General features: G+C 65.2%; 14 protein-coding genes. 10 read left to right on the top strand and 4 right to left on the bottom strand.

Annotation, left to right across the window (positions count from 1 at the left end; all coding sequences use genetic code 11):
• On the bottom strand, positions 1–872 hold an 872-nt coding region (locus VDP82_RS07600; RefSeq protein WP_323014252.1), incomplete at its 3' end, for an LLM class flavin-dependent oxidoreductase.
• Between the two features lie 58 nt (positions 873–930).
• Positions 931–2,121, bottom strand: a complete 1,191-nt coding sequence (locus VDP82_RS07595; protein WP_323014251.1) for an NAD(P)/FAD-dependent oxidoreductase — start codon at positions 2,119–2,121, stop codon at positions 931–933.
• Positions 2,122–2,282: 161 nt separating this feature from the next.
• On the opposite strand from VDP82_RS07595, the gene VDP82_RS07590 reads away from it, so the two are divergent.
• The 3 genes from VDP82_RS07590 (at position 2,283) to VDP82_RS07580 (ending at position 5,398) form a co-directional block, all read left to right on the top strand.
• Entirely contained in the window at positions 2,283–2,876 is a 594-nt protein-coding gene (locus VDP82_RS07590; protein WP_323014250.1) for an acyloxyacyl hydrolase, read from the top strand.
• A gap of 287 nt (positions 2,877–3,163) precedes the next feature.
• The gene (locus tag VDP82_RS07585) at positions 3,164–4,201 is read left to right on the top strand and encodes an aspartate-semialdehyde dehydrogenase (protein WP_323014249.1); all 1,038 of its coding nucleotides are present in this window, start codon (positions 3,164–3,166) and stop codon (positions 4,199–4,201) included.
• 321 nt (positions 4,202–4,522) lie between these two features.
• Entirely contained in the window at positions 4,523–5,398 is an 876-nt protein-coding gene (locus VDP82_RS07580; protein ID WP_323014248.1) for an EamA family transporter, read from the top strand.
• Between the two features lie 71 nt (positions 5,399–5,469).
• On the opposite strand, the gene VDP82_RS07575 is transcribed toward VDP82_RS07580, so the two are convergent.
• On the bottom strand, positions 5,470–5,715 hold the full coding sequence (locus tag VDP82_RS07575; protein ID WP_323014247.1) for a hypothetical protein: 246 nt from the start codon (positions 5,713–5,715) through the stop codon (positions 5,470–5,472).
• 308 nt (positions 5,716–6,023) lie between these two features.
• The gene (locus VDP82_RS07570) at positions 6,024–6,662 is read right to left on the bottom strand and encodes a carbonic anhydrase (RefSeq protein WP_323014246.1); all 639 of its coding nucleotides are present in this window, start codon (positions 6,660–6,662) and stop codon (positions 6,024–6,026) included.
• A gap of 51 nt (positions 6,663–6,713) precedes the next feature.
• Between VDP82_RS07570 and VDP82_RS07565 the strand changes: the two genes are divergently transcribed.
• The 7 genes from VDP82_RS07565 (at position 6,714) to VDP82_RS07535 (ending at position 11,058) form a co-directional block, all read left to right on the top strand.
• Positions 6,714–6,920: a DUF1737 domain-containing protein gene (locus tag VDP82_RS07565; protein ID WP_323014245.1), complete on the top strand. Its 207-nt coding sequence runs from the start codon at positions 6,714–6,716 to the stop codon at positions 6,918–6,920.
• A 244-nt stretch (positions 6,921–7,164) separates the two neighbouring features.
• A complete protein-coding gene (gene sdhC, locus VDP82_RS07560; RefSeq protein ID WP_323014244.1) occupies positions 7,165–7,551 on the top strand; it encodes a succinate dehydrogenase, cytochrome b556 subunit in 387 nt (128 codons plus the stop codon).
• A 1-nt stretch (position 7,552) separates the two neighbouring features.
• The gene (gene sdhD, locus VDP82_RS07555) at positions 7,553–7,945 is read left to right on the top strand and encodes a succinate dehydrogenase, hydrophobic membrane anchor protein (protein ID WP_323014243.1); all 393 of its coding nucleotides are present in this window, start codon (positions 7,553–7,555) and stop codon (positions 7,943–7,945) included.
• Between the two features lie 5 nt (positions 7,946–7,950).
• On the top strand, positions 7,951–9,762 hold the full coding sequence (gene sdhA, locus VDP82_RS07550; protein WP_323014242.1) for a succinate dehydrogenase flavoprotein subunit: 1,812 nt from the start codon (positions 7,951–7,953) through the stop codon (positions 9,760–9,762).
• A 9-nt stretch (positions 9,763–9,771) separates the two neighbouring features.
• Positions 9,772–9,945, top strand: coding sequence for a hypothetical protein (locus VDP82_RS07545; protein ID WP_323014241.1), 174 nt, complete (start codon positions 9,772–9,774; stop codon positions 9,943–9,945).
• The gene (locus VDP82_RS07540) at positions 9,942–10,235 is read left to right on the top strand and encodes a hypothetical protein (protein ID WP_323014240.1); all 294 of its coding nucleotides are present in this window, start codon (positions 9,942–9,944) and stop codon (positions 10,233–10,235) included. The genes VDP82_RS07545 and VDP82_RS07540 overlap by 4 nt, the downstream gene beginning before the upstream one ends.
• A 40-nt stretch (positions 10,236–10,275) precedes the next feature.
• Positions 10,276–11,058, top strand: a complete 783-nt coding sequence (locus tag VDP82_RS07535) for a succinate dehydrogenase iron-sulfur subunit (protein ID WP_323014239.1) — start codon at positions 10,276–10,278, stop codon at positions 11,056–11,058.
• Positions 11,059–11,334 lie beyond the last annotated feature (276 nt).

The following is an 11,334-nucleotide window of genomic DNA, read 5'->3' as shown; positions in this document are numbered from 1 at the left end:
ACCGTCTGCGGCGAGCCGACGATCCACAGGCTCGACTGATGCTCGATCACCGCTTCCTGCTGGGCAGTGAGCACGCGGGCATGGGCGTCTTCCGGGCTCATCAGGTGGCGCGCCTCGCCGGTGGTGAACAGCGCCCAGCTCACCGCCTGCGAGCGGGCGAGATAATGGGCTTCCTCGTCGCTGGGGGCGCAGACCACCGACAGGCAGAGCAGGGTCTGCGGGCGCGGAAATATGTCATTGGGCTGGAAGGCCTGCCGATAGGCCGCGAAGGCCGGCGCGGCGGGGGTGTGGCTGAAATGGGCGGCAAAGGCATAGCCGAACCCCAATTGCCCGGCGGCCTGGGCGCTGGCGCCCGACGAGCCGAGCAGCCATTTGGGCGGCAGGCCGATGCCGCCCGGCGAGACCGGCAGGCGCGAAAACGGATGATCGGGCGGAAAGCCCTCTTCGTCAAAGGCCATGAGCTCGGCCAGATAGGCGGAAAATTCCTCGCCCCCGCCGCTGCGCAGCGCCCGCATGGCATAGCCGTCCCCGCCCGGCGCCCGCCCCAGCCCCAGATCGATCCGCCCCGGATAGAGCGCTTCGAGCGTGCGATAGGCTTCGACGATCCGCAGGGGCGCGTGGTTGAGCAGCATCACCCCGCCCGCCCCGATGCGCAGGTTTTTGGTCGCGGCGGCGGCGCTGGCGATGAGGATTTCGGGCACCGAGGAGGCGATGGAAGCCATGCCGTGATGCTCGGCATACCAGAGCCGGGTATAGCCCAGGCGTTCGGCCGTTTCGGCCAGCCTGACGGTTTCGGCCAGCGCCTCCTGCGTGCTGGTGCCGTCGGCGATGGGGGCGAGATCCTGCAAGGACAGGGCGAAGGGAGAAGGCATGGGCTGGTCCGGTGTGGTTCGCCCCTCTAATATCGGCAAATGCCGATGAAGGCCAGCCTTACGCCGCCTCGCCTGCCGCCTTGCCCGAGGCCCAGGCCCATTGGAAATTATAGCCGCCTAGCCAGCCGGTGACGTCGACCACCTCGCCGACGAAATAGAGGCCGGGCACGTCCCGCGCCGCCATGGTCCTGGCGTCGAGGTCGCGCGTATCCACCCCGCCCAGCGTCACCTCGGCGGTGCGGTAGCCTTCCGAGCCCACCGGCTTCTGCGTCCAGGCCGACAGATGGGCGGCGACCTGGTTCAGCTTTTTGTCGGAAAAATCCCCGATCATGCCGGGTAGGCTCAGCTCCTCGGCCAGCAGCTGCGCCAGCTTTTTGGGCAGCAGATTGCCCAAAACGGTCTGGAGCTGGGATTTCGGCGTCTCCCGGCGCGCCGCCTGCAACAGGGCGGGCACATCCTTGCCCGGCAGCAGGTCGATGGCGATGGCGTCGCCCTCGCGCCAATAGGAGGAAATCTGCAAAATCGCCGGGCCGGACAGCCCGCGATGGGTGAAGAGCAGCGCTTCCTCGAATTTCGTCTTTCCGTGCCCCACCCGCGCCGGCACGGCGATGCCGGAAAGGGGTTTGAGTTTTTCCAGCGCCCCGGTCTCGAAGGTCAGCGGCACCAGCGCCGGACGGGTATCGGTGAGGCGCAGCCCGAACTGGGCGGCGAGCTGATAGCCCAGCCCGCTGGCCCCCATCTTGGGAATGGATTTGCCGCCGGTGGCGACGATCAGGCTCTCCGCCGTGACCAGCCCGCTCGAAAGGGTCACGGCAAAGCCGGTCTCGGCCTTGCTCACATCCCCGATCGTGGTGTCCAGCGCCAGGCTGACCCCGGCGCGGCGCATTTCGCCCAAAAGCATGGTGTTGATCTGCGTCGCCGGCCCGTCGCAGAACAATTGCCCCAGCGTCTTTTCGTGGAAGGCGATGCCGTGCCGGCGCACCAGGGCGATGAACATCTCCGGGGTAAACCGGCTCAGCGCCGACAGCGCGAAGCGCGGATTGGCCGACAAGAACCGTTCGCGCCCCAATGCGGTGGTGGCGTTGATATTGGTGAAATTGCAGCGCCCGCCGCCCGAAATGCGGATTTTCTCGCCCACATGGCTGGCGTGGTCGACCAGAAGCACCCGCCGCCCGCGCTCCCCGGCGGCGATGGCGGCCATCATGCCGGCGGCGCCCGCCCCCAGGATCACGACGTCATAATGGCTCATTCTTGCTCTCCGGCTGGCTCCCTGGCCTCTTAGCGCAGCGCGGGCGGGCTGCCAATGCGGCTTGCCCGGCCGCTTCACCCCGCCTTAACGGGCGCGGGTGTTGACTTTTCTCCCTCGCCTCCGCCTTATGGCGCGGCAATTTTGAGTGGGCGCGTATCTATATGGGCAGGAAGCACAAGGTGATGCTGGCGGGCGCGATGGCGCTGGGTCTGGCCGGGCCGGCCATGGCGCAGAGCCTTTACGCGCCCGAGCCCATGGCCAATATCGTCGACGAATTGCGCATCGGCCTGCACGCCCATGACGTGCACCATGCCGCTCTGCCTTTCCTCGTACAGGAATGGAAGCTCGACCGCATCGAGGATGTCAGCTTCGACGTGCTGTTCCATTCGCCCGATCTCGATGTTTTCCGCTGGATCGGCGCGCCGCGCCCCGAAGTGGGCGTCACGCTGAACCTGGCCGGGGGCGACAGCCTCGCCCATGCCGGCCTCACCTGGCAGTTACCGATCTTCGAGACGCCCTTTTATCTCGAAGGCACCTTCGGCGCCGCCGTCCATAATGGCGTTCTGGAGGGGGCCGCCGGCACGCGCAAGAATTTCGGCTGCCCGATCAATTTCTACGAGCGCTTCGGGGTCGGGGCCCGGCTGGGCGAGAATGCCACCGCCACCCTCACCTATGAGCACAGCTCCAATAATGGCTGGTGCGCGGCCAATGACGGGCTGTCCAATTTCGGCCTGCGCGTGGGCTGGAAGTTCTGATTTTTCCGCCCGGCCACAAGGCGCATTGACTCTTTCCTATATCAGAGTATGAGAAGTCCTGCTTTTAACCGCAGCAGGCCTGTCATGCGCCGCCTTTTCGACACGACAAAGCCGTTTGCCCACCGCCTCGCCGGCGGTGCCGCTGCCCTTATGGGCACAAAAACCACCAAAACCGCCTGACGCTTTTCCCCGGGTCCGTCTCCCGGCGGGGAGAGGCGCCAAACCGGATTGGCCGTGGCCCTGGGGTCGCGCGGGAGCGAAAACAGGCTGGAACTGGAGTTCATCAAATGGGTTATCGCGTCGCTGTCGTCGGGGCCACGGGCAATGTGGGCCGGGAAGTGCTCAATATTCTGGCGGAGCGCAAGTTTCCCGCCGACGAGGTGGTGGCGCTGGCCTCGTCGCGCTCCATCGGCAAGGAATTGTCCTATGGCGACAAGGTGCTGAAGGCCAAGGACCTGCAGCACTTCGATTTCTCCACCGTCGATTTCGCCATCATGTCGGCCGGCGGCTCCATCTCCAAGGAATGGGCGTCCCGGATCGCGGCGGCCGGCGCCATCGTCATCGATAATTCCAGCTATTGGCGCTATCACGCCGATGTGCCGCTGGTGGTGCCCGAGGTCAATGGCGCCATTCTGGAGCGCTGGCTGGCCGATCCCAAGCGCTCCAACATCATCGCCAATCCCAATTGCTCCACCGCCCAGCTGGTGGTGGCGCTCAAGCCCCTGCATGACGCGGCCACCATCAAGCGCGCCGTGGTTTCGACCTATCAGTCGGTGTCCGGCGCCGGCAAGGAAGGGGTGGACGAGCTGTGGAACCAGACCAAGGGCATTTTCGTCAACGATTCCCCCAGCCCGCAGAAGTTCACCAAGCAGATCGCCTTCAACGTCATTCCCCATATCGATGTGTTCATGGAGGATGGCTACACCAAGGAAGAGTGGAAGGTGCTGGCCGAGACCAAGAAGATCCTCGACCCCAAGATCAAGGTGACCTGCACCGCCGTGCGCGTGCCGGTCTTTGTCGGCCATTCCGAGGCGGTCAATCTCGAATTCGAAAAGCCCATCACCGCCGATGAGGCGCGCGAGGTGCTGCGCGAGGCGCCGGGCATTTCGGTCATCGACAAGCGCGAGGCGGGCGGCTACGCCACCCCGGTGGAATCGGTGGGCGAATACGACACCTATGTGTCCCGCATCCGCGAGGACAATACGGTCGAGAACGGCCTGGCCCTGTGGGTGGTGTCGGACAATCTGCGCAAGGGCGCGGCGCTCAACACCATCCAGATCGCCGAGGAGCTGATCGCGCGCGGCCTCAAGCCCCGCGCGGCGTGAGCCTCGTCCCGGGATGCTTCGAGCCATCCCGTCAGGGCAAATCGCCCCAGTGGGGCGATTTGAGGCGAGAAGGCCATGAGAGCTATGCTCGAATGGCTGGATCAAGGGTGGGGGGCGTTTAGCCCGAATATTGTGGCTCTCGACACCCCCTCCTAACCTCCCCCGTCAAGGGGGAGGTACCGCCCGACGGGTGCGGCGCGATTGTGCCACAACCCATATGCGATAGCCTTCCCCCCATCAAGGGGGAGGTGCCGGCCGGTGGGCGGGGTCAAATAGGCTCCCATTCCCGGCTTCCTATTCCCCCATAATTTCAGGCTTTCCATGCCCCTTCGCCATGTCCTGCTTGCCCTTGTCGTGGTGGCCGTGTGGGGCCTCAATTTCGTTTTCATAAAACTCAGCGTCGAGGCGCTGCCGCCGCTCCTCGTGGCGGGGCTGCGCTTCTTGCTGGCGGCGGTGCCGGCGGTGTTCTTCATCCGCCCGCCCAGGGCCAGTTTCTGGCTGGTGGTGGCCTATGGGCTGAGCCTGGGCGTGGCGCTCTACAGCCTGCTCAACCTGGCCATCGCCTGGGGCATGCCGGCGGGGCTGAGCTCGCTGGTGCTGCAAACCCAGGCCTTCTTCACCATGGCGCTGGCCTTCCTCATGCTGGGCGAGCGGCCCGGCCGCTTCCAGATCATGGGCGCCGCCATCGCCTTTGCCGGCATCGGCGTCATCGCCCTCGAGCGGCTGGGGCAGACGGCGCTGCTGCCGCTGGGCATGACGCTGCTGGCGGCGGCGAGCTGGGGGCTGGCCAATGTGCTGACCCGCAAGGCAGGAAAGGTCGACGCCCTTTCCTTCACCGTCTGGGGGGCGCTGGCCGCGCCGCTGCCGCTGCTGGCGCTCTCGTTCTGGCTGGAAGGGGGCGATGTGGTGATGGCGGCCTTGCGCAATTTCGGCTGGGCCGAGCTTGGCCTCATCGCCTTCCAGGCCTGGCCGGCCACTTTGGTGGCGGGCGGCATCTGGAGCTGGCTTTTGCTTCGCCACCCGGCTTCGGTCGTCGCCCCCTTCACCCTGCTGGTGCCGGTCACCGGGCTGTTGTCCGGCTTCCTGCTGCTGGGCGAGCGGGTGAGCCCGGTCGAAATCCTGGGCACGCTTCTGGTCATTGCCGGGCTGGTGGTCACCGTGCTGCGCCGGCCCAGGCTGGTGGCGCCAGCCGCCTGAAACGAAAAAGCCATCCCGGGAGGCTCGGGATGGCTCGCTGGAAAAGCGGAATTTTCCAGAAAAGGGCCGGCTTAGCTCGCCGGAGCGGCCGAGGCGGTCAGGCCGGTATATTCCTCCAGCGACAGCTCGCCATTGCCGTCGACATCGGCGGCGTTGAAGGCGTCCTGGGTCAGGTCGGGCCAGGCGACGACCGCTTCTGCAAACGAGACCGAGCCATTGGCATCGGTATCGACCGAGGCGAAATCGGTGGTGGCCTGGGCGAAGGCGGCGCCCGACAGGCCGAGCACGACAAGGGAAGAAAGCAAAATCGTCTTCATGGGAGTTCAGCTCCAACAGTGAGGGAGAAAAGCGGCGCCGGGTCAGCCCGCCGCCGACGCGCCGCTCTCCTGCGGCCCGTGAGACCTACAGTGTCGGGGCAATGTGTCCCGCGCTGGCCGGCTTTCGGGCGAGGCTGGTTCCATGTCGGGGCAATTTTGCGACGGCCCCGGCCCCCGATATCCGGGGCTTTGCCAGCAAGGCACAAGAAAACCCGGCCGCATTTGCAGTCGGGTCGGGGCTTTACTGATCACGATTGCGGCATCGGAAGTACAAAATTCCGGCCCTGGGGCGCTGGACTGGCCGTTTCCTACAATTGGGGGCGGATGAAGTCGCCGTGGGAGTTCATCACCCACAATTCGCCGGTGGAAATATCGAACCAGGCGCCGTGGACGGCGAGCTTGCCGGCTTTTTCCAGCTCGGCCACATAGGGGAAGGTGCGCAGATTGCGGATGGAGTTGCGGATGGAGATGCGCTCCAGCGCCGTCTGCCGCTCGCCGGGGGTGAGCAGGCTGTTGCGCCCGAGCTGGTCGGGCAGCTCGCCCAGCATATGCATCCACTTGCCGATGAAGTCGCCCGAATCGAGCGGGGTGTGGCTGGGGTCCAGCGCCGCCTTGATGCCGCCGCAGCGGCCATGGCCCATGATGACGATATTCTCGATATTGAGCGCCTTGACGGCGAATTCGATGCCGGCCGAGGTGCCGTGCTGGCCGCCATCGGGCTGATAGGTGGGCACCAGATTGGCGACGTTGCGCAAGACGAAGAGCTCGCCCGGCCCGGCGTCGAAGATCATCTCGGGCGCCGCGCGGCTGTCGCAGCAGGCGATGATCATGGTGGTGGGGTGCTGGCCCGCGTCGGCAAGGTCGCGGATCCGGTCTTTTTCACGCGTATAGCGCCCCGCCATGAAGTTGGCGTGGCCTTTGAGCAGATGATCTGGAAACTGGTGCATGATTTTTCGAATAGCGCTAAGACGGGGCGAGATCAACACCGGCGTTTTGTCATGCTCATCTACCGCTTCCTCACCGGCGAGGACGATTCCAGCTTCTGCCACAAGGTGACCCGGGCGCTCAGCGAAGGCTGGCAACTCCACGGCTCGCCCAGCTATGCCTATGATGCGGTGAGCAAGAAGATGCGTTGCGGCCAGGCCGTCACCCGCATCGCGCCGGACCAGCCCTACGATCCCGAGCGCAAGCTGGTGGATTACTGAGCGCTGGCGGCTTGCTGGAAGGACGTCCCGAAAGAACGCCCCGAAAAGGCGTCCCGAAGAATCTTCGCGAAGAACCCTCCCCCTGCCGCCGATGCGTATCGCGCACAGCCTGTGCGCATTGCGAACAAAGTGCGCAATGCGCCAAAAGTCGAAGCGCCATGCTTTGATTTTGTAATCTTTGGGCGCTAGAAGTCTCGAACCATTCCAAACTGTGGCGGGTTCTCCCGCCGGCCAGCGAGGCGTCATGACGGTCCGATCCCGACCTATATCACCGCATCTGCAAATCTACCGCTGGACCGTCACCATGACGATGTCCATCCTCCACCGCGCCACCGGGCTGGCCAATTATGCCGGCATGACGCTGTTCGTCATCTGGCTGGTGGCCGCCGCCAGCGGGCAGGAGGCGCTCAATGTGGTCAATGCCGTCTATGGCAGCTGGTTCGGCCAATTGGTGCTGTTCGGCTTCACCTGGAGCCTGGTCCATCACATGCTGGGGGGCCTCCGGCATTTCGTCTGGGATTTCGCGGTGATGATGGAGCCGGGCCAGCGCGAGCGCATGGCCTGGGCCACCATTATCGGCTCGGTGATCCTCACCCTGCTCATCTGGACTTTCTTCGTGTGGATGGCCTGACATGCGCGAAACCGTGATCACCCAGCAGACCATCGCCGATCCCAAGTCGCGCTATGGCGATTCCCGCGCCTCGACGCGCCACTTCATCACCCAGCGGCTGAGCGGGGCGATCAATATCGCCTTCCTGCTGCTGCTGCTCTTTCTGGTCGTGCGGCTGGCCGGGCAGGACCGGCCCGACATGGTGGCCGTCATCGGCAATTTCTGGATCGGGCTGCCGCTGGCAGTGCTGATCGGGGTGGTCGCCATCCATATGCGCAACGGCATGCGCGATACGCTGGAGGATTATGTCCACGGCGCGACCTATCGCCTCGCCATGCTGCTCAATACGCTTTTCTGTCTCGTCCTTGCGCTCGCCGGCATCGGCGCGGTGCTGCGGCTCGTCTTCTGGGGTTGATCGACATGGCCAATTACGAACTGATCGACCACGAATTCGACGTGGTGGTGGTCGGCGCCGGCGGCGCGGGCCTGCGCGCCACGCTGGGCATGGCCGAGCAGGGGTTCAACACCGCCTGCGTCACCAAGGTCTTTCCCACCCGCAGCCACACCGTGGCGGCGCAGGGGGGCATCGCTGCCTCGCTCCAGAACATGGGGCCCGACAGCTGGCAGTGGCATATGTATGACACGGTCAAGGGCTCGGACTGGCTGGGCGACAACGACGCCATGGAATATCTGGCGCGCGAGGCCCCGGCCGCCATCTATGAGCTGGAACATTACGGCGTGCCGTTTTCGCGCACCAATGAGGGCAAGATCTACCAGCGCCCCTTTGGCGGGCACATGACCGAATTCGGCGACGGCCCGCCGGTGCAGCGCACCTGCGCCGCGGCCGACCGCACCGGCCACGCCATCCTGCACACGCTTTACGGCCAGTCGGTCAAGAACAACGCCCAGTTCTATATCGAATATTTCGCGCTCGACCTGATCATGGGCGAGGACGGCGCCTGCCAGGGCGTCATCGCCTGGAAGCTCGATGACGGCACGCTGCATCGCTTCCGCGCCAAGCTGGTGGTGCTGGCCACCGGCGGCTATGGGCGCTCCTATTTCTCGGCCACCTCGGCCCATACCTGCACCGGCGACGGCAACGGCATGGTGGCCCGCGCCGGCCTGCCGCTCCAGGACATGGAATTCGTTCAGTTCCACCCCACCGGCATCTATGGCGCCGGCGTGCTCATCACCGAGGGCGCGCGCGGCGAGGGCGGGTATCTGACCAATTCGGAAGGCGAGCGCTTCATGGAGCGCTATGCGCCCAACGCCAAGGACCTGGCCAGCCGCGACGTCGTTTCGCGCTGCATGACGCTGGAAATCCGCGAGGGCAGGGGCGTGGGCCCGAAGAAGGACCATATCTATCTGCACCTCGATCATCTCGATCCGAAGGTGCTGCATGAGCGCCTGCCCGGCATTACGGAATCGGCAAAGATCTTTGCCGGCGTCGATCTCACCCGCGAGCCGATCCCGGTGCTGCCCACGGTGCACTACAATATGGGCGGCATCCCGGCCAATTATCACGGCGAGGTGCTCAACCCCACGCCGGACGACCCCAACCGCATCGTGCCTGGCCTGATGGCGGTGGGCGAGGCGGCCTGCGCCTCGGTGCATGGCGCCAATCGCCTCGGCTCCAATTCGCTCACCGACCTGGTGGTCTTCGGGCGCGCCGCCGCCCTGCGCGCCGGCAAGGTGCTGGACAAGAATGCGCCGGTGCCGGGCATCAACAAGGCGCAGGACGACAAAATCCTGGCCCGCTTCGACCGGCTGCGCAACGCCAATGGCAGTGAGCCGACCGCGAAGCTGCGCGACGAGATGCAGCACACCATGCAGGCCGACGCCGCCGTGTTCCGCACCTCCGATTCGCTGCAAAAGGGCGTCGCCGCCATGGGCGAGATCTATGGGCGCCTGCCCCAGATCAAGGTCACCGACCGCTCGCTGATCTGGAATACCGATCTGGTGGAAACGCTGGAGTTGGAAAATCTCATGGTCTGCGCCATGACCACGGTGGTTTCGGCCGAGGCGCGCCACGAAAGCCGCGGCGCGCATGCGCATGAGGATTATCCCAGCCGCGACGATCAGAACTGGCGCAAGCACACGCTGAGCCGCATCGATGTGGGGACCGGCGCGGTGGAGCTGTCCTATCGCCCCGTCATCACCGACCCGCTGACGCCTGAAAGCGAAGGCGGGATCGATCTCAAGAAGATCGCGCCCAAGGCGCGCGTCTACTAGGGCAAAGCCATGTGCGAGCAATGCGGCCTGGCCGATGAGCATGAGGACGATATCGAGGCGCTGGTGAAGGCGTTCCTCGCCCGCCGCGAGGCGGCAGCGCGCCGTGCCGGCCAGCCCGGCCCGACGCCCCGTCCCGCCGGGGAGACGGGCTCCGTTTCCACCCCTTGGGAGAAAAGCGCATGATGAGAAAGCCCCTTCTCGCCCTGGCCCTTCTGGCCGCCGCCATGGCCCCGGCGCTGGCCGCTGCGCCCACGGGCGCGCAGAAGCAGGAATTTTACGCGGTCTGCATGGGCATCGCCCAGGATGCGGGCCTGTGCGGCTGCAAGGCCGATGCGGCCATGACGCTGATCGACGAGCGCTTCATGGGCGTGGTCATCGCCTCGATGAAGGGCTCTTCGCCCGCCGCGGGCGATTTCAAGGCCTACAACACTTACGTGGCCAGATCGAACCAGATCTGCAAGCCGAATTATTGAGACGAACGCGCCGGGTTGAGCGGCGCAGAATGAGGACAGAATGGCCGAACTGACGCTCCGCAAGGCCGACCAGCCGCAAAAGGGCAAGATCTGGCCCAAGCCCGAAGGGGCGAGCCGCCTGCGCGAATTCCATATCTATCGCTACGATCCCGACAAGGCCGACAATCCGCGCATCGAGACCTATTTCGTCGATCTGGACGATTGCGGCCCGATGATTCTGGATGCCCTGCTCTATATCAAGAACCGGATCGATCCGACGCTCACCCTGCGCCGCTCCTGCCGCGAGGGCATTTGCGGCTCCTGCTCGATGAACATCAACGGGCTCAACACCCTGGCCTGCACCAAGGGCATGGACGAATCGTCGGGCCCCATCAAGATCTATCCGCTGCCGCATATGCCGGTGGTCAAGGATTTGGTGCCGGACCTGACCACATTCTATGCCCAGCACCGCGCCATCGAGCCCTGGCTCAAGACCACCTCGCCCACCCCCGAGAAGGAATGGCGCCAGTCCATCGAGGACCGCGCCAAGCTCGACGGGCTCTACGAGTGCATCCTGTGCGCCTGCTGCTCCACCTCCTGCCCCTCCTATTGGTGGAATGGCGAGAAATATCTCGGCCCCGCCGCGCTGCTCCAGGCCTATCGCTGGCTCATCGACAGCCGCGACGAGACCACCGATGAGCGGCTCGACAATCTTGAAGACCCCTTCAAGCTCTATCGCTGCCACACCATCATGAACTGCGCCAAGGTCTGCCCCAAGGGCCTCAACCCTGCCAAGGCCATCGCCCAGATCAAGAAGATGATGGTCGAGCGCCGCGTGGCCTGAGGCGTCGTCTCCTTCACCCCGCCCCCCTTCCGCAAGGGCAGGCGGGCCAGGGCATCTCTCGCCCACCCTTGCCCCAGCGGCGCGAAGGGTGCGCTCGAATGGCACGCTTCCGCCCACCCCCTGTCGCCCCGGCTCAGAGCCGGGGCCCATCCTGATATTGTGCCGGCAATCCCATCTCAGGATGGATCCCGGCTCAAGGCCGGGATGACATTGGGCGGATGGGAATGGAACGTAGCGCTTTCCCCGCTCACCAGCCGCGCCCTGCTCCCGCAAGAA

It is taken from the genome of Devosia sp. (assembly GCF_034675085.1).
In the GTDB taxonomy this organism is placed as follows: Bacteria; Pseudomonadota; Alphaproteobacteria; order Rhizobiales; family Devosiaceae; genus Devosia.
This window is presented reverse-complemented; position numbering and strand designations above follow the sequence as displayed.